We start from the raw sequence: 20507 nt of genomic DNA, 5'->3' as shown, positions 1-20507 counted from the left end.
CGCTGGGAGGTGCCCCCACCCGGCTACCGCTGGGAGGAGCCCCCGCCCGCCGGGGCGGGGTTCTCATCCTCAATGATCTCTCCTGTGGCCGTGTTGACGGCAGGACCGGCGGGAACCGCCCCGGCGAGGGCCGCGGCCACGGTCTCCGCCGTCTTGCGGCCTATGCCGGGGACCTCGCAGATCTGGTCGATTGTCGCCTGTCTCAGCTTCTTCACCGAACCGAAGTGCTTGACCAGGGCCTGCTTGCGCGTCTCGCCCAGCCCGGGCACCTCGTCCAGCGGGCCCGCCTTGAGCCGTTTTCCGCGCTTGTTGCGCTGGTACTGGATGGCGAACCGGTGGGCTTCGTCACGTACCCGCTGGAGCAGGTAGAGGCCCTCGCTGGTGCGGGGCAGCACCACCGGGTCGTCCTCGCCGGGCAGCCAGACCTCCTCCAGCCGCTTGGCCAGCCCGCACACGGCCACGTCGTCGACCCCGAGCTCCTCCAGGGCCCGCTTGGCGGCGGCGACCTGCGGCTGCCCGCCGTCGACCACGACGAGCTGCGGCGGGTACGCGAAGCGCCTGGGCCGCCCGTCGTCCTCGGGCGACCCGCCGTCGCCCTCCTCCGGTTCCCACTCCCCGGTCTTGAGCTTCTCCTGCAGGTAGCGGCGGAAGCGCCGCGAGACGACCTCGTGCATGGAGCGGACGTCGTCCTGCCCCTCGAAGGATTTGATCTGGAAGCGCCGGTACTCGCCCTTGCGCGCCAGCCCGTCCTCGAAGACGACCATGGAGGCGACGACGTCGTCGCCCTGGAGGTGCGAGATGTCGAAGCACTCGATGCGCAGCGGCGCGCTGTCCAGCTCCAGGGCCTCGGCGATCTCCTCCAGGGCCCGGGAGCGGGTCGTCAGGTCGCTGGCGCGCTTGGTCTTGTGGAGGGCGAGGGACTGCTGCGCGTTGCGGTGGACGGTCTCCATGAGGGCCTTCTTGTCGCCGCGCTGCGGGATGCGCAGGCTGACCTGAGACCCGCGCCGCTCGGCGAGCCACTGGCTCAGCGCGGGCGTGTCCTCGGGGAGCGCCGGAACGAGCACCTCCTTGGGGACGGCCTCGCCCTGCTCCTCGCCGTACAGCTGCTGGAGGGCGTGCTCGACGAGGCCGGCGGTGTCGACGGCCTCGACCTTGTCGGTGACCCAGCCGCGCTGGCCGCGGACCCGGCCGCCGCGCACGTGGAAGATCTGCACGGCGGCTTCGAGCTCGTCCTCGGCGACCGCGACGAGGTCGGCGTCGGTGGCGTCGGCGAGGACGACCGCGTTCTTCTCCATGGCGCGGCGCAGCGCCCCTATGTCGTCGCGCAGCCGGGCGGCCTTCTCGTACTCCATCTCCTCGGCGGCCTCGTGCATCTCCTTCTCCAGGCGGGAGAGGTACGTCCCGGTCCTGCCCGCCATGAAGTCGCAGAAGTCCTCGGCCAGTTCGCGGTGCTCCTCGGGGGTGACCCGGCCGACGCAGGGCGCGGAGCACTTGCCGATGTAGCCGAGCAGGCAGGGCCGGCCGATCTGCGCGGAGCGCTTGAACACGCCCGCCGAGCACGTCCGTACCGGAAACACCCGGAGCATCAGGTCGACGGTCTCGCGGATGGCCCAGGCGTGCCCGTACGGACCGAAGTAGCGCACGCCCTTCTTCTTGGGCCCGCGCATGACCTGGACCCGCGGGTACTCCTCGCCCAGGGTGACGGCGAGGGAGGGGTAGCTCTTGTCGTCGCGGTACTTGACGTTGAACCGCGGGTCGTACTCCTTGATCCAGGAGTACTCCAGCTGGAGCGCCTCGACCTCGGTGGAGACGACCGTCCACTCGACGGAGGCGGCGGTGGTCACCATGGTGGCGGTACGGGGGTGCAGCCCGGCGAGGTCCTGGAAGTAGCTGGCCAGGCGCTGGCGCAGGCTCTTGGCCTTCCCGACGTAGATCACCCGGCGGTGCTCGTCGCGGAATCGGTAGACCCCCGGGGAGTCGGGGATCTGTCCCGGCTTGGGGCGGTAGCTGGAAGGGTCGGCCATGCCAACCACCCTACTGGCGCGTGCTGACAACGGGCCGTACCCGTCGCCTCCGGCCGGGGCCGGGTGGTCCGCACCGCGGAGCCCGCCCCCCGGCCGCGCCCTCGCCGGGCGGAGGGCACCGGCCGGATCCGGCCCCCGCCCGGGGGCGCCTCCCCCGGCCGCCTCCCTCGGTGGGGTCCGGGGGAGGCGGCCGGGAAAGTCCAGGGCGTGGGGTGCCCCGGACGGAGCCGGGAGGCTCCGGGGGCGCGAGCCCCGGCGGCGGGGCGCCCGGCGGCGCCCGTTGGTGGTGCCCGCAGGGCCTGGCCCCTGGCGGAAGCCAGGCCCCGCGGGGGCGTGCGGGCTACGCCGCGGCGGTGGTGCGCCGACGGCGCAGGGCCAGCGCCCCGGCACCGGCCAGCGCGAGCGCCCCGGCGGCCGCGGCCGCGGCCGTCACCGTCCCCGGGGCCGTCCGCGTCGCGTCGGGTTCCGGGGAGGCCGCGAAACCACCGGCCGCGCCCCCCTTGGCATAGGCCGAGCCGGGCAGCTTGTCCCCGTACGCCTTGGCGACCCGCGCCCGGTACGCGCCCAGGCTCGTCCCCCCGGCTCCCACGGCCCGCACCGCGTCCTCGTCCAGCGGCAGCACCCTGCTGCCCCCGGCCACGTACCAGGCGTCGATCTGCGGCTCACGGAACACGGTCCCGCCGGGCAGCTTCTCGGCGCCCAGCCGCGCGTAGCGGAATTCGTCGTCGCCGGTGGCGATGTTCACGACCTGCCAGCCGGCCTCCGTCCGCGCGGTCCACAGGGCGGCCTGCTGCCCGTCGGAGGAGACCGCCCTGCTGGCGAGGAACTCCAGGCGGGCGACCGGCGCCCCCGCCCTGCCCGCGACGAACTCCGGGGAGAGGTAGCTCACCGGTATCGCCTCCCCCTCGATCCGGGGCTGCGCGGCCGTCGGCGAGACCCTGCCCTCCCGGGCGAAGAAGCGGGAGAGCGTGGCCAGGGTCTCGGGGGCGGCCGCCGCCTGCGCGGCGGCGGCCCGGGTCTCGGCCGTGGCGGCCTGGGGCTGCGGTACGGGGGCGGCGACGGCCCGCGGGGCGAGGCCGAGGAGGGCGGTGGCCGCGAGGACGGCGGCGGCGATGGTTCCGGCGGTGGGGGTGGCGCGCAGGGTCATGGCGCTCACGCCCCGATCCGGTAGAGGGAGTGGGTCCAGGAGAAGGTGCCGTTGTCCACGTACCAGGCGTGCGAGGCCCAGTTGTAGCGGTAGCTGGAGGGCCACGGGTCGCCCCAGTAGACCCAGTTGTTCGCGGTGTCGTAGCCGTAGACCACGTGCATGTGGCCACCGCCGTTGGCCCATTGGATCCGGGTCTCGACGGGACGGTTGTTGTCGATCTCGGTCTGGACGGTGGAGTACTGGAGCCACCCGGTCACGTAGGAGCCGGAGTTGATGCCCGCCCAGCGCAGGCCGGTCTGGACGTTGCCGAGGGTGGCCTGGTCGTTGGGGCAGTCGTAGCCCTGCTGGCGGTTGAAGGCGGCATTGCAGAACTGGTTCTGGCTGTAGTTGCGGCCGAACCAGGTGGCGATGGTGTTGCCGCCGGCGGCCCAGCACCAGTTGGTCTTCTCTTGCGCCTGCATGGTGATGTTCAGGCGCTTGGACGCGAGGGCGGCGCTTCCGGTGGCGGTGGCGGTGTCAGCGGCGGTGGCGGTGGCGGTGGCGGTGGTGGCCGTATCGGTGGCGGTATCGGCGGCGGTGGCGGTGCCGGCGCCGAGGGTCAGGGCGAGGATCAGGGCGGAGATGAAGGCGGCTGGGGACGGCCGCCGGATTCTGTTGCGCATCGCGTTCCTCCCGAGGCGGGGATGTGGGGGTGGAGGAGCGCGTCCGGACGCTGTGGAGGAGCATCGGGGTGTTGTCGGGATCCGGTCAACACGCTTCAATACGCGATGACGTCGCAGTGTGAACGGTGGGGCTGCGGTGTGAACGGTGACTGTCGTTTCACCTGGTCCGCCAGAGCCGCCGGCATCCTGCGCGGTCCCCCGTGCCCGCGCGCGTGAACGTTCACAGTGGAGGTGCCATGCGGCCGACCGGGGACACGGCAGACCCGGCGGACCCGGCGGAACTCAGCCGGCTGTTGCGCGGCGGCCCCTTCCACCTCGCCCTGCGCGCCGCCCTCGCCGCCCGCGGGCTGCCCCTGCACCGGGTGCAGCACCGGCTCGCGGCGCAGGGCATCAAGCTCGGTGTCACCAGCCTCAGTTACTGGCAGCGAGGCGCCCGGCGGCCACGGCACGCCGAGTCCCTGCGGGCCGTGACCGCGCTGGAGCAGATCCTGGAGCTGCCCGACGGGGCCCTCGTCCGGCTGCTCCTCGCCCCGGAAGCCGCGCCGGGGCCCGCCCGCCCGGCCGCCCGCTCGTACCGGGCCCTGTTCAGCGTCGGCGGGACGGTGGAGCGGCTGCTGGACGGGATGGAGCTCCCGTCGGACGGCGGACTGCACACGCTCGCCCACCACGAGCGGGTCCGCATCGGACCGGCGGGCGAGATGCTGGCCCGGGAGTCGCAGCAGATCGTCCGGGCCCACCGGGACGGCGTCGACCGCTACCTCGCCGTCCACCACGGCGATCCGGGCTGCGACGTGTCCCGGATCCGCGTGACGGCGTACGAGAACTGCCGCACGGGCCGTGTGCGGTGCCACCCGGAAGCCGGGGTCGTGGTCGCGGAACTGCTCTTCGACGCCCGGCTGCGGCGCGAGGACACGTACGTCTTCGGCTACGGCATCGAGGACGGCACGGGCGCCCGCAGCGGCGAGTACGTGCGCGGCTTCAACTACGCGGGCGGCCAGTACATGCTCCAGGTCCGCTTCGACGAGTCCGCCCTGCCGGTGCGCTGCCGCCGCTTCGCGCGCAGCGGGCCCATGGCCCCGCGCACCGGCCTCGCGGACCTCACGCCGAGCGGCCGGCACCGGGCGGTGCACCTGGTGGAGCAGGGGGTACGGCGCGGGATCCTCGGGATCCTCTGGGACTGGGACTGACCGGCCGGCCTCACGGGTCAGCCCGCGACGAGTCTGCCGTTCTCCGCCTTGACGGGGACCGCGGGAAGCGGGTCGGTGGCCGGGCCGCGCAGCACCTTGCCGGTCGCCACGTCGAAGCGGCTGCCGTGGCAGGGGCAGTTGCCCGCACCTTCGACGATCTTGTCCAGTACGCAGCCGGCGTGCGTGCACTGGGCGCTGAACGCCTTGTACTCGCCCTCCGCCGGGCAGCTGACGATCAGCTTCCGCTCCCGGTACAGCTTCGCCCCGCCGACCGGGACGTCGGCCGCGGCCCCCAGCTCCACCGGGGCGGTGGGCGTCGCGGGGGTGTTCCCGCCGGAATTGGTCGCGGTGGAGCAGGCTGCGAGGGCCGCTCCGGCGCCGGCCGCTCCCGCGAGCGCGGCGGCGCCCCTGAGCACGGTACGGCGGGCGGGGGACGGCGACGCGGACATGGAACTCTCCTGGAGAAGCGGGCGGGGCACGGCGCACCCGACGATACCGCCGTCCGATGGGGTACCTTCCCCCGCGTGATCGTCGTCGGCGGAGAAGCCCTCATCGACCTGGTGCCCGTGGCACGGCCGCCGGGCGCCCTGCTGCCCCGGCCGGGCGGCGGACCGTACAACACCGCGCTCGCGCTCGGCCGCCTCGGCGCCGAGGCGGCCTTCTGCTCCCGGGTGTCGGCCGACGGCTTCGGCGAGAGCCTGCTGAGCGGGCTGCGGGCGGCCGGCGTGGACCTGTCGCTCGTACAGCGCGGGCCGGAGCCGACCACCCTCGCCGTGCCCTCCCTTGCCCCGGACGGCTCGGCCTCGTACGGCTTCTACGTCGAGGGCACCGCGGACCGGCTGTTCACCCTGCCGCCCACCCTCCCGGCCTCCGTACGGGCCCTCGCGCTCGGCACCTGCTCGCTGGTGCTGGAGCCGGGCGCGAGCGCGTACGAGGCCCTGCTGCGCCGGGAGTCGCGGCGCGGGCTGCTGACCTTGCTGGACCCCAACATCCGGCCGGCGCTGATCTCGGAGCCGGTGGCCTACCGGGATCGGTTCCTGACCCGGCTGCTGCCGCACGCGTCCGTCCTCAAGCTGTCGGAGGAGGACGCGTTCTGGCTGGGGGGCCGGCCCCGCGACTGGCTGGCGGCGGGGCCGTCGGCCGTGGTGCTGACCCGGGGCGCGGCGGGACTGACGGTCTGGACGCGGGAGGGGGCGGAGCACTCGGCGCCGGCCCGCCGGGTCGCGGTGGCGGACACGATCGGGGCGGGCGACACCGTCAGCGCCGCTCTGCTGCACCGGCTTTCGGGCGCGCCGGACCGGGCGGTGGACTGGCCCGACGTGCTGGCCTACGCCGCGCACGCGGCGGCCCTGACCTGTACGCGGGCGGGCGCGGAGCCGCCGTACGCGGCGGAGCTGTAGCGCTCCGGCGCGGCCCCGCCCGGACGGCCCGGGCCACGGGGGCGGATTCCGCCACCGGCCGGACCCCGTCCGCCCCGGAGAAGTGCGGGGAGAAGGCCCGCCGGCAGCAGGCGCCGAGCCGCGTGATCGGCGCCGGCGTTCCGGCCTGTCGCGTCAGCCCCCGCGCGGACGCGGCCCACGCCCTTGCGGCATCCCTGACGGACCCGGGGCGGACGTGCGCGGCTGCACGCGGCTCTACGACGACCACGTGCAGCTGGTCGTCCCCGCAGGGTCGCCCGCACCGGCCACGCGGTGGGCGTCGCGGCCCGACCGGCCTCCGCGCTGCCCCACCCGCTCGCGGGCGCGCCTCGGAGCCCCGGGGCTCCGCACCGGCCCCTCCGCCGGGCTCCGTCCGGGAACCTCGTACGACGGCAGGGCTGGATCGGCTGGATCCGACGGGTGGCGTCCGCCGACGCGGGCTCCCGCCCGCGGGGCGAAGCACCCCGCCGCGTGAGGCGCGGCGTCGGGGCGGGCGGCTCGCCCCCCCGGCGACGGCGCCGCATCCGACCGCACCGGGCAATCCCCCAGGGGCCCGTACACGGACGGCGAAGGGCCCGGCCGTCAGGCCGGGCCCTTCCCCTGATCCCGCTCCGCGCAGTGCTACGCCTTGCGGGCCCGCGCCGCCGTCTTCTTGGCCGGGGCCGCCTTCTTCGCGGCAGCGGCCGTGGCCGCCTCCGCCTTCTTGGCCGGGGCCTTCTTGGCCGGGGCCTTCCTGGCCGGGGCCTTCTTCGCCGCGGCCCTGACCGGAGGCAGCACCGCGTCGGAGACACGGTCCGCCCCCAGGATGTCCCGCAGGAACTTGCCCGTGTGGCTCGCTCCCACCGACGCGACCTGCTCCGGCGTGCCCTCGGCCACCACCAGGCCGCCGCCGTATCCGCCCTCCGGGCCCATGTCGATGACCCAGTCCGCGGTCTTGATGACGTCCAGGTTGTGCTCGATGACGATCACCGAGTTCCCCTTGTCCACCAGCCCCGACAGCACCTTGATCAGCTTCGAGATGTCCTCGAAGTGCAGACCCGTCGTCGGCTCGTCCAGCACGTACACCGTGCGGCCCGTCGACCGCTTCTGGAGCTCCGAGGCCAGCTTTACGCGCTGCGCCTCACCACCCGACAGGGTCGGCGCGGACTGGCCGAGGCGGACGTAGCCCAGCCCGACCTCGTTCAGCGTCCGCAGGTGGCGCGCGATCGTCGGCACCGCCTCGAAGAAGTCCAGCGCCTCCTCGATCGGCATGTTCAGGACTTCCGCGATGGACTTGCCCTTGTAGTGGACCTCCAGCGTCTCCCGGTTGTACCGGTCACCGTGGCAGACCTCGCACGGGACGTAGACGTCCGGCAGGAAGTTCATCTCGATCTTGATCGTGCCGTCGCCGGAGCAGTTCTCGCACCGGCCGCCCTTCACGTTGAAGGAGAAGCGGCCCGGCAGGTAGCCGCGCACCTTCGCCTCCATCGTCTCCGCGAACAGCTTGCGCACGTGGTCGAAGACACCCGTGTACGTCGCCGGGTTGGAGCGCGGGGTCCGGCCGATCGGCGACTGGTCGACGTGCACGACCTTGTCGACGAGGTCGTCCCCGTCCACCCGGGTGTGCCGTCCCGGCACCGACCGCGCACCGTTGAGCTCGCGCGCCAGGTGCGTGTAGAGGATGTCGTTGACCAGCGTCGACTTGCCCGAGCCCGACACACCCGTCACGGCCGTGAGCACGCCCAGCGGGAAGGCGACGTCGATGTCCTGGAGGTTGTTCTCCTTGGCACCGTGGACGGTCAGCTTCCGCTCACCGTCCACGGGCCGGCGTACGTCCGGGATCGCGATGGACCGCTTGCCGGACAGGTACTGCCCGGTCATCGAGTCGGTGTTCTTCAGCAGGTCCTTCAGCGAACCGCTGTGCACCACCTTGCCGCCGTGCTCGCCCGCGCCGGGGCCGATGTCCACGACCCAGTCGGCCACCTTGATGGTGTCCTCGTCGTGCTCGACCACGATGAGCGTGTTGCCCATGTCCCGCAGCCGCACCAGCGTCTCGATCAGCCGGTGGTTGTCGCGCTGGTGCAGGCCGATGGAGGGTTCGTCCAGCACGTAGAGCACGCCGACCAGGCCGGAGCCGATCTGCGTCGCGAGGCGGATGCGCTGGGCCTCGCCGCCCGACAGGGTGCCGGCGGCGCGGTTCAGCGAGAGGTAGTCCAGGCCGACGTCGACGAGGAAGCGGAGCCGCTCGTTGACCTCCTTCAGGACCCGCTCGGCGATCTTCTTGTCGCGGGCGTCGAGCCGCATCCGGCCGAGGAAGTCCGCGCACTCGCTGATCGACATCGCCGCGACCTCGGCGATGGACTTCTCCATCACCGTGACGGCGAGCACGATCGGCTTGAGGCGGGTGCCCTCACAGGTCGGGCAGGGCACCTCGCGCATGTAGCCCTCGAAGCGCTCGCGGCTGGCGTCGCTCTCGGACTCCGAGTGCCGGCGCTTGACGAAGGGCACGGCGCCCTCGAAGGCCGTGGTGTACGCCCGCTCCCGCCCGTACCGGTTGCGGTAGCGGACCTCGATCTGCGTCTTGTGCCCGTAGAGCAGGGCCTTCTTCGCGCGCACCGGCAGCCCGGCCCACGGGATGTCGGTGCGGAAGCCCAGCTCCCCGGCGAGCGCGCCGACCAGCCGCTGGAAGTAGTCCTTGGTGTGGCCGAGCGACCACGGCGAGACCGCACCCTCGTCCAGCGACTTCTCCTCGTCCGGAACGATCAGCTCCGGGTCCACCTCCATGCGCGTGCCGATGCCGGTGCACTCGGGGCAGGCGCCGAACGGCGAGTTGAAGGAGAAGGAGCGCGGCTCCAGCTCCTCGAAGGACAGGTCGTCGTACGGGCAGTAGAGGTGCTCGGAGTACATCCGCTCACGCTCGGGGTCGTCCTCTGCGAGGTCGACGAAGTCCAGGATGACCATGCCGCCGGAGAGGCCGAGGGCGGTCTCCACCGAGTCGGTGAGCCGGCGCTTGGCGCTGTCCTTGACGGTGAGGCGGTCGATGACCACCTCGATGGTGTGCTTCTCCTGCTTCTTCAGCGTCGGCGGCTCGGAGAGCTGGATGGTCTCCCCGTCCACCCGCGCCCGGCTGTAGCCCTTGGTCTGCAGGTCGGCGAAGAGGTCGACGAACTCGCCCTTGCGCTCGCGCACCAGCGGCGAGAGCACCTGGAAACGGCTGCCCTCGGGGAGCGCGAGCACCTTGTCGACGATGGCCTGCGGCGACTGGCGCGAGATCGGCCGGCGGCACTCGGGGCAGTGCGGCTTGCCGATGCGGGCGAAGAGGAGGCGGAGGTAGTCGTAGACCTCGGTGATGGTGCCCACGGTCGAGCGCGGGTTGCGCGAGGTCGACTTCTGGTCGATGGAGACGGCCGGGGAGAGGCCCTCGATGAAGTCGACGTCGGGCTTGTCCATCTGCCCGAGGAACTGACGGGCGTACGACGAGAGCGACTCGACGTAGCGGCGCTGGCCCTCGGCGAAGATCGTGTCGAAGGCCAGGGAGGACTTGCCCGAACCGGAGAGTCCGGTGAAGACGATGAGTGAGTCGCGGGGCAGGTCGAGCGAGACGTTCTTGAGGTTGTGCTCGCGAGCGCCACGAACGATGAGACGGTCGGTCACGCCGGTCCGCACCTTTCTTGAGAGAGCGGGGGGCACGGGGCCCCCGTCCCAGGGTATGGGGGGCGCCTCTGCGATGGACTTGCTGTCTTGGACTTCCGAGCGTATAGCACGCACATTCGATTTACGGCACTCCGCCGACCGCTTCACCCGATCGTGTGGCCACGGGTCCACGACCACTAGGCTCGCCTTCATGACTGATCATGTGCACGACCTGCGATCTGTACGTGAAGCGACCGACCGGCTCCTAGCCGCGGTCGCGAAGCTGGACAACGCCGCCCTCGCCGCGGAGTCACGGCTCCCCGGCTGGAGCCGGGGCCACATCCTGGCCCACCTCGCGCGCAACGCGGACGCCCTCGTCAACGTCTTCGAGGGCCGGCCCATGTACGAGAGCGCCACCGCGCGCGACACGGACATCGAGCGCGACGCGGGCCGGCTCCTGGAAGAACACCTGGGGGACCTCCGTGATTCCGGGGCCCGCTTCCTCGCCACCACGGAGCCCGACCAGGACTGGTCCCGCACCGTCGAGCTGCGCAACGGCGTCACCGACCTCGCCGCGAACGTGCCCTTCCGCCGCTGGATCGAGGTCGAGCTGCACCACGTCGACCTGAACATCGGATACGAGCTCCACGACCTCTCGGACGAGTTCACCGAGCGCGAGATCACCTTCCTCGCCGACCGCTGGTCCGGGCGTCCGGAGGTCCCGCCGGTGCTCCTGCGGCTGGGGCACCAGGGCACCGGCCCCACCTGGCGCACCGGTGGCACCGAGGGCTCGCCCGTCACCCTGGCGGGCACGGGCGCCGAGCTGCTCGGCTGGCTCGCGGGGCGCGGGGACAAGGGCGCGCACCTGGTGGTGGAAGAAGGCGATCACCTTCCCGGGCTCCCCCCGCTCTAGGATCGAAGACATGACGTACACCGGAGAGGTCAAGGTCGGCGGTCCGGCCGACGTGCACGAACTCGCGGACCTGATGATTTCCAAGGTCGCCGTGGGCCCGATGAACAACAACGCCTACCTGCTGCGCTGCCGGGCCACCGACGAGCAGCTGCTGATCGACGCGGCGGCGGACGCGGACACGCTGCTGAGCCTGATCGGCGACGACGGCATCAAGTCCGTCGTCACCACCCACCGGCACGGCGACCACTGGGGCGCCCTCCAGGCCGTCGTCGACGCGACGGGGGCGACCACGTACGCGGGCGCCCTCGACGCCGAGGGCATCCCGGTGGCGACCGACGTCCTGGTGACGGACGGGGACACCGTGCGCGTGGGGCGGGTCGAGCTCACCGCCCGCCACCTCGTCGGCCACACCCCCGGCTCGATCGCGCTGATCTACGACGACCCGCACGGGCACCCGCACGTCTTCACCGGGGACTGCCTCTTCCCCGGCGGCGTCGGCAACACGGGGGGTGACCCGAAGGCCTTCGCGCAGCTGATCGACGACGTCCAGCACAAGATCTTCGAGCAGCTGCCGGACGAGGCCTGGGTGTACCCGGGGCACGGCGACGACACCACGCTCGGCGCCGAGCGTCCGCATCTCGCGGAGTGGCGCGAGCGCGGCTGGTAGACCCGCAATCCGTCAACTTCGGTACGCGGTGCACTCCTTCCGGTCGATGACGGCCGAACTCACGTCCTGAGGGACGGGGGCGGGGTACTTGCTGCACCATGCAACAAGACTCCTCCCCGTCCCTCTCCCCGTCCCTCCCTCCGTCCCTCCCTCCGTCCTCCGCCGCGGCCTCGCCGCGATCCCCGGCACCGGCACCGGCCCCGGCCCCGTCCGCGCCCTCGATGCTGCGCCTCGCCTCGGCCTCGCTCGCCGGGACCGCCATCGAGTTCTACGACTTCTTCGTCTACGGGACGGCCGCCGCGCTCGTGCTCGGCCCGCTCTTCTTCCCGTCCTTCTCCCCGCTCGCCGGGACCCTCGCCGCCTTCGGCACCTTCGGTGTGGGTTTCCTCGCCCGCCCGCTGGGTTCAGCGGTCTTCGGCCACATCGGCGACCGCTACGGCCGGCGCCCGGTGCTCCTCGCCTCCCTGCTGCTCACCGGCCTCGCGACCGTGGCCGTCGGCTGCGTGCCGACGTACTCCTCCATCGGCATGGCCGCCCCGGTGCTCCTGCTCCTGCTGCGCTTCGTGCAGGGACTCGGGCTCGGCGGCGAATGGGGCGGCGCGGTACTGCTGACCGCCGAGCACGCCCCCGAGGGGCGGCGCGGACTGTGGTCGAGCTTCCCGCAGATCGGCCCGGCAGTGGGGTTCCTGCTGGCCAACGGCCTGATGCTGACCCTGTCCGCCACCCTGACCGACGGGCAGTTCCGGGCCTGGGGCTGGCGGGTGCCGTTCTGGGCGGCCGGGCTGCTGGCGCTGGCCGGCCTGTGGCTGCGCCGCTCCGTGGAGGAGACCCCGCAGTTCCGCGCGCTCACCGAGACCGGCCGCCGGGCCGAGGCCCCGCTGACAGAGGTCGTACGGGACCACTGGCGGCTGCTCCTGCTGACCGGCGGGGCACTCTCGGTGGGGTACGCCGTCTTCTACGCGGTCACCACCTGGTCCCTCGCGTACGCCACCGAACGCCTCGGCGTGCACCGCACCGTGATGCTCGCCTGCATCATGGCCGCGGTCGCGCTCAAGGGCCTGGCGACCCCGATGGTGGCGCTGCTCGGCGACCGGCTCGGACGGCGTCCCCTGTGCCTCATCGGCTGCGCGGCCTGCGTGCTGTGGATGTTCCCGTTCGTGGCGCTGCTGCGCACGGCGGATCCGCTGCTCATGACGGTGGGTCTCGTGGTGGCGCTGTTCGGGATGGTGACGATGTTCGCGGTCGTGGGTGCGTACCTGCCGGAGCTGTACGCGCCGCGCGTGCGGTGTACGGGGGCGGCCGTCGGCTACAACCTGGGCGGCGTGCTGGGCGGGGCGCTGACCCCGATCGTGGCGACGGCTCTGGCGGGCGGCTCCGGTCCGCCGTGGGGGGTCGCCGTGTACCTGAGCGGGGTGGCCCTCGTCTCGCTGGCCTGCTTCGCGCTGCTGCCCGAGACCGCTCCGTTGGTCGTGCGGGACCGCGAGACGGGCCCGGGGGCGGGCACGGGGACGGGGACAGGAACGGGGACGGCCGAAGCGGCCGCCCCCGCGTGACCCGTGAACCCGTGGGCCCGTAGCCCTTCAGCCCCCGTAGCCCCGTAGCCCCGCTTACGCGTCGACGCTCTCCGGGCGGGCGGCGGCCTCGGCCGCCGCCTGCTTCTTCGAGGCCATCAGGCTGGTGATCGTGGTGATGACCAGGACGCCGCAGATGACGCCCAGGGACACCGGGATCGAGATCACCGGGACGTGCACCCCGGACTCGTGCAGCGCGTGCAGCACCAGCTTGACGCCGATGAACCCGAGGATGACCGACAGGCCGTAGCTGAGGTGCACCAGCTTCTTGAGCAGGCCGCCGATGAGGAAGTACAGCTGGCGCAGACCCATGAGGGCGAAGGCGTTGGCGGTGAAGACGATGTACGGGTCCTGGGTGAGGCCGAAGATCGCGGGGATCGAGTCCAGGGCGAAGAGCACGTCGGTGGTGCCGATGGCGAGCATAACGACCATCAGCGGGGTCAGGACGCGCTTGCCGTTGCTCTGGATGAAGAGCTTGGTGCCGTGGTACCTGTCGGCGACGCCGAACTTCTTCTCGACGGACTTGAGGAGACGGTTCTCCTCGAACTCGTCCTCTTCCTCGTCCTTGCGGGCCTCCTGGATCAGCTTCCACGCGGTGTAGATCAGGAAGGCGCCGAAGATGTAGAAGACCCAGGAGAAGCTGGCGATGATCGCCGCGCCGGCCGCGATGAAGACCGCGCGCAGGACCAGGGCGATCAGCACGCCCACGAGCAGCACGCGCTGCTGGAGGTGGGAGGGCACCGCGAACTTCGCCATGATCAGGACGAAGACGAAGAGGTTGTCGACGCTCAGGGACTTCTCGGTGATGAATCCCGCGAAGAACTCCTGGGAGGCCTGGCCGTTCCCGAAGAACCACAGGCCGAGGCCGAAGAGCGCGGCGAGGACGACCCAGACGACCGTCCAGGTGCCCGCTTCCTTGATCGATACGTCGTGCGGTTTGCGGCCGATGAAGAAATCGGCGCCGATGAGGAGGGAGAGACCAAGGATGGTCAGCGCCCACAGGGTCCAGGAAACTTCCACGGTAAACACGCCTCCGGCGGATGGCTCAGCACTTCGTCAGCGTCATCGCTGCCGGAGGTCTCTTCCACCCGGGCGGCCTGGAGGCCGTGGGCCGGCGCCCCGGGACCGGTTCGCTCATATCGCCGAAGTGGTCCGTATTGACGGGTACGCCGTAGCAGGAAAGCAGGAATACTCCCCTCCGCGCTCACCAGGGTACCCGTCGCGGACGGGAAAGGTAAAGGGAATCCCAAGGACTGGTCAGCGGCAGGTCATCGACCTGCCGCCGACGCTCACGGCCGGGTGCGCCGGCGGGCCTCCGCGATCCGGTCCAGTGCCTGTTCCAGGACACGGCTGCCGTGCGGCGGCAGGTCCGGCTCGAAGGTCCAGGCGTGGTGGACCCAGGGATCGGCGAGATGGTTGTCCGGCACCGGCGACAGCCGCATGAGCGAGCGCCACAGCGGGTCCAGCAGCGGTCCGTAGGCCGAGGCCTCGTCACGGTCCGCGACCATCAGCAGGTGCACGCCGACCGCCGGACCCTCGTCGGCGAGGTAGCGCAGCTGGGTGACCGCCCGGTCGTCGAAGCCGTGCGGGAAGTCGTGGACGAGGAGCAGCTGGTCGGCCGTGTCCACGTCCGCCGGCAGGTCCTCGGGCGCTCCGGCCCGCACCGCCATCTGTACGAGGTCCACCCGCCGGGTCAGCCGCGCCAGGGTCTCGGTGACCGCGGCGGCCCCGGCTGCGGGCGGGGCCGCCAGCACCCCGGCCCGGACCAGCGGCGCCAGCGAGGCGGCCCCGGCCCCGGCCGCGTCGATGACGTGGACGGAGAACCGGTCGCCGGGGTGGACGGCGAGCAGCCGCGCCGCGTGCGCGACGGCCATGTCCATGGCGGCCCGGCGCAGCCGGTCGGTGTCCATGGCCATCGCGGACTCGGAACCGGTGCGGCCGTTGTCGATCCAGATGCCGCGCTCCAGCGGGAGCCGCATCAGCATCGGGATGCGCAGATCGGGCCGCTCGGGCAGGTGCAGGTCGCCCAGGCGCAGGGCCAGCGGGTTCTCCTCGGGCAGCCCGTTCGACCGGCTGTCGTGCCAGACCGGGTTGCCCCAGCGGGCGTACGCGGGCGGCAGCGCGGGCTCGACGACCTCCGCCTCGGCGATCAGCTGGGCGAGGTCCCGGTCGAGGACGGCCCGGGCCTGGGCGACGAGCTCCTCGCGGCGCGCCCGGGCGGTGTCGCGGGCCGCGTTCCCGGAGCCTCCGAGGCGGTGGCGCGGGTCGGACAGGGCCTCGTCGAGCTCGCGGTCCATGCGGGAGTCGGCGAAGTCGACGGCGCTGCGGTACGCGGCGACCGTGCGGGCCAGGTCCTCGAACATGCCCCACACCTGGTTGTAGAGCCGCTCCTCCATGGACCATCCGCTGGCGTCTCCGGCGACGGGCCGGGGGAACTGCCCGGACTCCGCCGGCGGGGCGGCCCGCGGCGCCGGCTCGGGCGGCTCGGTGGTGGTGCGGCGGCGCCCCGGGTGGGCGTAGCTGATGGTGGGCGGGGAGTCCGCGGCGGCGCCCGGGGCGGGGTGCGGCGCGGGGCCGGGCGTACCGGCGTACGGCACCCCGGAGACGGGGACCGCGTCCGTGGGCTCGGGAGTGGGGGCGGTTGCCTGGGCGGGACTCTGGGCGGGGCCCTGGGCGGGGGCCGTCCCGGCCGCGGTCCACGGGGCGCGCAGCTCGCCGGCCAGGCTCGGGGCGGCGGCGTGCGCGTCGTCGCCCTGCCCGGTACCCGCGGCCGTCGCCAGTGCGGCGGCGGCGAGCGCGGCGGCCTCCGGTGCGGCCAGTCCGCCGTCGGCCAGCAGGGCGCCGAGGCCGTCGGCGTACCCCTGGCCGACGGCCCGGACCTTCCAGGCACCCTGGCGGCGGTACAGCTCCAGGGCCACGACGGCCGTTTCGGCCTCCAGCCCGGTCAGGGTGTATCCGGCGAGTTCGGCGCCCTCCGGGTCGGCCACGGCCACGTGGGACGCCGGGACCGCGCCGAAGCGCGCCGGGCCGCCGGGCGGCAGGACGAGCAGTACGCCGAGCCGGTGGACCTCCGCCGCGACGGCGTCGAGGTCGACGGCGAACGTGTGCCGCTGGGCGAGCTCCCCCGGCGCGCGGACCCCCGGGAGGGTCCGCGCGCCCGGGTGCGCCAGTGCCCCGGGGCCGGCGAGGCGGCCCTCTTCGTCGGCGAGCGAGGCCAGGGCGAGCACGGGTGTGCCCGCCGAGACCCTGATCTCCACCCGGCTCTGGGACACGGGGTGGTTCTGCCCCCGGACCAGTTCGGCCGTCATCGTGCAGCCCTCCCCCGTGCCTTCTTCTCTCGCTGCGTACTACAGGTGCGGCAGGATCGCCGGCATCAGGTCCTGGAACGTGCGGCCGTTGGCCGGGTTGCCGAGGGCCGTCATCTGCCAGCCCGCGCCCGAACGCGACACCTTCGCCATGATCTGCGCCGTGTACTGGCCGCCGCCGTCGAGCGTGTAGCGGGCCAGTTCCTGGCCGTTGGTCTCGTCGACGATGCGGCAGAACGCGTTCTGCACTTCCTGGAACGTCTGGCCGGTGAAGGAGTTCACCGTGAAGACGATCTGGTCGATGTGCACCGGCACGCGCTGGAGGTCGACGAGGATCGCCTCGTCGTCCCCGCCCTGGCCGACGCCGCCGACGAGGTTGTCACCGGTGTGCCGTACCGAGCCGTCGTCGCTCTGCAGGTGCCGGAAGAAGACGACGTCCACCGGCTGCTTGTCGGCGAAGAGTACCGCCGACGCGTCCAGGTCGATCTCCCGGGTCCGCGATCCGAACAGCCCGCGGCGCTTGGCCGCCTGCCAGCCGAGGCCCATCCGGACCGCGGTCAGCGTGCCCCCGTCCGCCTTCTGCAGATTGATGGCCTGACCCTTGGTCATGTTGACCGTCACGCGCTGTCCCCTCTCCATAGCCCGCCCCGATAACGGGAGCGCAGCGTGTACCTGCGGCTGTGACCCAACCCTACTGACAGGCCCGGGGTCAGGCGAGGCCCGCTTCCTTCATCTGTCGCAGCTCCTTCTTCAGCTCGCCGACCTCGTCCCGGATCCGGGCCGCGACCTCGAACTGCAGCTCCGCGGCCGCCGCGCGCATCCGCTCGGTCATCTGCTCGATGAGCGAGGCCAGTTCGGCGGCGGGCCGGTCGGTGAGCACCTCGCCCTTGGCCGCGGCCTTCGCGGCCTTGCCGCCGGCCTTGCCCTTGGCCTGGGCCGCCTTGCCGCCGAGCGCCGGCACCGGAGCCTTGGCCCCCTTGCCGTCCGCCGCCTGCCGGTACCCGGTGCCGAGGAGCTGCTCGGTGTCCAGTTCCTCGCGGGCGATGGTGGCGACGATGTCGTTGATCTTCTTGCGCAGCGGCTGCGGGTCGATCCCGTTGGCCGTGTTGTAGGCGACCTGCTTCTCCCGCCGGCGGTTGGTCTCGTCGATCGCCTGCGCCATCGCCGGGGTGATGCTGTCCGCGTACATGTGGACCTGGCCCGACACGTTGCGCGCCGCGCGGCCGATGGTCTGGATCAGGGAGGTCCCCGAGCGCAGGAAGCCCTGCTTGTCGGCGTCGAGGATCGCCACCAGCGACACCTCGGGCAGGTCGAGGCCCTCGCGCAGCAGGTTGATGCCGACCAGGACGTCGAACTCGCCGGACCGGAGCTCGCGCAGCAGCTCGATGCGGCGCAGCGTGTCCACGTCGCTGTGCAGGTAGCGGACCTGGATGCCGAGCTCCAGGAAGTAGTCCGTGAGGTCCTCGGCCATCTTCTTGGTGAGGGTGGTGACCAGGACCCGCTCGTCCTTGGCCACCCGCTCGCGGATCTCGTGCACCAGGTCGTCGATCTGGCCCTCGGTCGGCTTGACCACGACCTCGGGGTCGATGAGGCCGGTCGGGCGGATGATCTGCTCGACGAAGCCGTCGCCCCGCGAGAGCTCGTACTTGCCGGGGGTCGCCGACAGGTAGACGGTCTGTCCGATCCGCTCCTGGAACTCCTCCCACTTCAGCGGCCGGTTGTCGAGCGCGGACGGCAGCCGGAATCCGTGGTCGACCAGGGTCCGCTTGCGCGAGGCGTCGCCCTCGTACATGGCGCCGATCTGCGGCACGGTGACGTGCGACTCGTCGATGACGAGGAGGAAGTCCTCCGGGAAGTAGTCGATGAGGGTGTTGGGCGCGGAGCCCGGCTCGCGGTCGTCCATGTGCAGCGAGTAGTTCTCGATGCCGGAGCAGGAGCCGATCTGGCGCATCATCTCCAGGTCGTACGTGGTGCGCATGCGCAGCCGCTGGGCCTCCAGCATCTTGCCCTGCTTCTCCAGCTCGGCGAGGCGCTGGGCCAGCTCGGCCTCGATGCCGCGGACCGCCTTCTCCATGCGCTCGGGACCGGCGACGTAGTGGCTGGCGGGGAAGACGTACAGCTCGCGGTCCTCGCTGATGACCTCGCCGGTCAGCGGGTGCAGGGTGGACAGGGCCTCGATCTCGTCGCCGAACATCTCGATGCGGACGGCCAGTTCCTCGTAGACCGGGAAGATCTCGATGGTGTCGCCGCGCACCCGGAAGGTGCCGCGGGTGAACGCCACGTCGTTGCGGGTGTACTGGATGTCGACGAAGCGGCGCAGCAGCTGGTCCCGGTCGGTCTCCTCGCCCACCTTGAGGGAGACCATCCGGTCGACGTACTCCTGCGGGGTGCCGAGGCCGTAGATGCAGGACACGGAGGCGACGACGATGACGTCGCGCCGGGTCAGGAGCGAGTTGGTGGCGGAGTGGCGCAGCCGCTCCACCTCCTCGTTGATCGAGGAGTCCTTCTCGATGTAGGTGTCCGACTGCGGAACGTAGGCCTCGGGCTGGTAGTAGTCGTAGTACGAGACGAAGTACTCGACGGCGTTGTTCGGCAGGAGCTCCCGGAACTCGTTCGCCAGCTGGGCGGCGAGGGTCTTGTTCGGCGCCATCACCAGGGTGGGGCGCTGGAGCTTCTCGATCATCCACGCGGTGGTCGCCGACTTGCCCGTGCCGGTCGCGCCCAGCAGGACGACATCCTTCTCACCTGCACGGATGCGCTTCTCCAGCTCGGCGATGGCCGCCGGCTGGTCGCCGCTGGGCTTGTAGGGGCTGACGACCTCGAAAGGCGCCACCGTGCGTTCGATCTTCGATACGGGCCGCATGACTCAACCGTACGACCCCCCACTGACACTCACGTCACGCGCGGGCGCATCGGCTCGGGCCCCGGCTCACCCGTTCTGGTCCGTTTGTCGTAGTTCGGTGGCGGCCCGGTGATCTTCAACCCCATGATCGCGGTGAAGACCCGCCGTGAAGTGCATCGCCACAAAGTCTGCCGCTCCGCATGCGTCTGACGCAGGAACAGGGCTCCCGACAAGAGGAGAACGCACATGTACGTCCGACCCGCCGCCGCGGCCGCCGCCGCATTCCTGGGCTTCACCCTCACCCTGCTGGGCGGGACGGCCTCGTACGCCGTCGCCGGCCCCGACTCCCCCACGACCGCCCGGGCGGCGTTCGGAGGACCCGTCGTGTACGCCCACCGCGGGGCCTCGGCCTACGCCCCGGAGAACACCCTCGAATCGATCGACCTGGCGATGCAGCTGGGCTTCGACTGGGTCGAGAACGACGTGCAGCGCACCCGGGACGGCGAGCTGGTGGTCATCCACGACGACACCCTGGCCCGGACCACCGACGTGGAGCAGGTGTTCCCCGGCCGCCAGCCGTGGCGGGTCAAGGACTTCACGGCCGCGGAGATCGCCCGGCTGGACGCGGGCAGCTGGTTCGGGGAGGAGTACGGGGGCGCGCGGGTGCCGACCCTGCGGGAGTACCTGCACCGGGTACAGCGCAACCAGCAGCGGCTGCTGCTGGAGATCAAGAAGCCGGAGCTCTACCCCGGGATCGAGGAGCAGACCCTGGCGGTACTGGAGGATGCCGGCTGGCTCGACGAGCGCCACGTGACGCGGCGCCTGGTGGTGCAGAGCTTCAGCGCCGACAGCGTCCGCATCGTGCACGGTCTGCGCCCGGACCTCGTGACGGCCTTCCTGGGCACCCCGGCGGTGGCGGACCTGCCGCGCTACGCGCAGTTCACCGACCGGATCAACCCGTGGCACACCACGATCTCGGCCGACTGGGTCGCGGCGGTGCACGGCCTGCTGGGAGCCCACGGCAAGGCCATGGAGGTGGACACCTGGATCGTGGACGACGCCGCGACCGCCCGGAAGGTCCAGTCGATGGGCGTGGACGGGATCATCACCAACGCCCCGGACGTCGTCCGGGAGGCGGTGGGCGGCTACTGAGCCGGGC

The 20507-nt window shown here is 72.2% G+C and carries 15 protein-coding genes; 6 read left to right on the top strand and 9 right to left on the bottom strand.

Annotated elements, in window-relative coordinates; all coding sequences use genetic code 11:
- Window positions 1-23: 23 nt before the first annotated feature.
- From uvrC to ACFCZ1_RS17900, 3 genes are all read right to left on the bottom strand, one after another.
- Entirely contained in the window at window positions 24-2024 is a 2001-nt protein-coding gene (gene uvrC, locus ACFCZ1_RS17910) for an excinuclease ABC subunit UvrC (RefSeq protein ID WP_376679226.1), read from the bottom strand.
- 340 nt (window positions 2025-2364) lie between these two features.
- A complete protein-coding gene (locus ACFCZ1_RS17905; RefSeq protein ID WP_376679312.1) occupies window positions 2365-3171 on the bottom strand; it encodes a hypothetical protein in 807 nt (268 codons plus the stop codon).
- A 5-nt stretch (window positions 3172-3176) separates the two neighbouring features.
- Window positions 3177-3833, bottom strand: coding sequence for a papain-like cysteine protease family protein (locus tag ACFCZ1_RS17900; RefSeq protein WP_376679225.1), 657 nt, complete (start codon window positions 3831-3833; stop codon window positions 3177-3179).
- A gap of 236 nt (window positions 3834-4069) precedes the next feature.
- On the opposite strand from ACFCZ1_RS17900, the gene ACFCZ1_RS17895 reads away from it, so the two are divergent.
- A complete protein-coding gene (locus ACFCZ1_RS17895) occupies window positions 4070-5020 on the top strand; it encodes a hypothetical protein (RefSeq protein WP_376679224.1) in 951 nt (316 codons plus the stop codon).
- A gap of 17 nt (window positions 5021-5037) precedes the next feature.
- On the opposite strand, the gene ACFCZ1_RS17890 is transcribed toward ACFCZ1_RS17895, so the two are convergent.
- Complete coding sequence (locus ACFCZ1_RS17890; protein WP_376679223.1) at window positions 5038-5469, bottom strand: Rieske (2Fe-2S) protein; 432 nt, start codon at window positions 5467-5469, stop codon at window positions 5038-5040.
- 75 nt (window positions 5470-5544) lie between these two features.
- Here ACFCZ1_RS17890 and ACFCZ1_RS17885 point away from each other — a divergent pair, with 75 nt between their 5' ends.
- Entirely contained in the window at window positions 5545-6420 is an 876-nt protein-coding gene (locus ACFCZ1_RS17885) for a carbohydrate kinase (protein ID WP_376679222.1), read from the top strand.
- 639 nt (window positions 6421-7059) lie between these two features.
- Here ACFCZ1_RS17885 and uvrA read toward each other — a convergent pair.
- Window positions 7060-10071: an excinuclease ABC subunit UvrA gene (gene uvrA, locus ACFCZ1_RS17880; RefSeq protein ID WP_376679221.1), complete on the bottom strand. Its 3012-nt coding sequence runs from the start codon at window positions 10069-10071 to the stop codon at window positions 7060-7062.
- A gap of 190 nt (window positions 10072-10261) precedes the next feature.
- Here uvrA and ACFCZ1_RS17875 point away from each other — a divergent pair, with 190 nt between their 5' ends.
- The 3 genes from ACFCZ1_RS17875 (at window position 10262) to ACFCZ1_RS17865 (ending at window position 13183) form a co-directional block, all read left to right on the top strand.
- Window positions 10262-10963, top strand: coding sequence for a maleylpyruvate isomerase family mycothiol-dependent enzyme (locus ACFCZ1_RS17875; RefSeq protein WP_376679220.1), 702 nt, complete (start codon window positions 10262-10264; stop codon window positions 10961-10963).
- A gap of 10 nt (window positions 10964-10973) precedes the next feature.
- Entirely contained in the window at window positions 10974-11630 is a 657-nt protein-coding gene (locus ACFCZ1_RS17870) for an MBL fold metallo-hydrolase (protein ID WP_376679219.1), read from the top strand.
- A gap of 221 nt (window positions 11631-11851) precedes the next feature.
- Complete coding sequence (locus tag ACFCZ1_RS17865) at window positions 11852-13183, top strand: MFS transporter (RefSeq protein WP_376679218.1); 1332 nt, start codon at window positions 11852-11854, stop codon at window positions 13181-13183.
- 54 nt (window positions 13184-13237) lie between these two features.
- Here the strand turns inward: ACFCZ1_RS17865 and ACFCZ1_RS17860 are convergent, their stop codons facing one another.
- From ACFCZ1_RS17860 to uvrB, 4 genes are all read right to left on the bottom strand, one after another.
- Entirely contained in the window at window positions 13238-14221 is a 984-nt protein-coding gene (locus tag ACFCZ1_RS17860; RefSeq protein ID WP_376679217.1) for a TerC family protein, read from the bottom strand.
- 269 nt (window positions 14222-14490) lie between these two features.
- Window positions 14491-16509 carry a TerD family protein gene (locus tag ACFCZ1_RS17855; RefSeq protein WP_376679216.1) on the bottom strand — a complete coding sequence of 673 codons (2019 nt, stop codon included), beginning with the start codon at window positions 16507-16509 and terminating at the stop codon, window positions 14491-14493.
- A 39-nt stretch (window positions 16510-16548) separates the two neighbouring features.
- Window positions 16549-17127, bottom strand: a complete 579-nt coding sequence (locus ACFCZ1_RS17850; RefSeq protein WP_376679215.1) for a TerD family protein — start codon at window positions 17125-17127, stop codon at window positions 16549-16551.
- A gap of 88 nt (window positions 17128-17215) precedes the next feature.
- Window positions 17216-19369, bottom strand: coding sequence for an excinuclease ABC subunit UvrB (uvrB, locus tag ACFCZ1_RS17845; protein ID WP_376679214.1), 2154 nt, complete (start codon window positions 19367-19369; stop codon window positions 17216-17218).
- Between the two features lie 225 nt (window positions 19370-19594).
- On the opposite strand from uvrB, the gene ACFCZ1_RS17840 reads away from it, so the two are divergent.
- Complete coding sequence (locus tag ACFCZ1_RS17840; RefSeq protein WP_376679213.1) at window positions 19595-20500, top strand: glycerophosphodiester phosphodiesterase; 906 nt, start codon at window positions 19595-19597, stop codon at window positions 20498-20500.
- Window positions 20501-20507 lie beyond the last annotated feature (7 nt).

The sequence above is a fragment of the Streptomyces sp. NPDC056224 genome, from assembly GCF_042267665.1.
Taxonomy (GTDB): domain Bacteria; phylum Actinomycetota; class Actinomycetes; order Streptomycetales; family Streptomycetaceae; genus Streptomyces.
This window is presented reverse-complemented; position numbering and strand designations above follow the sequence as displayed.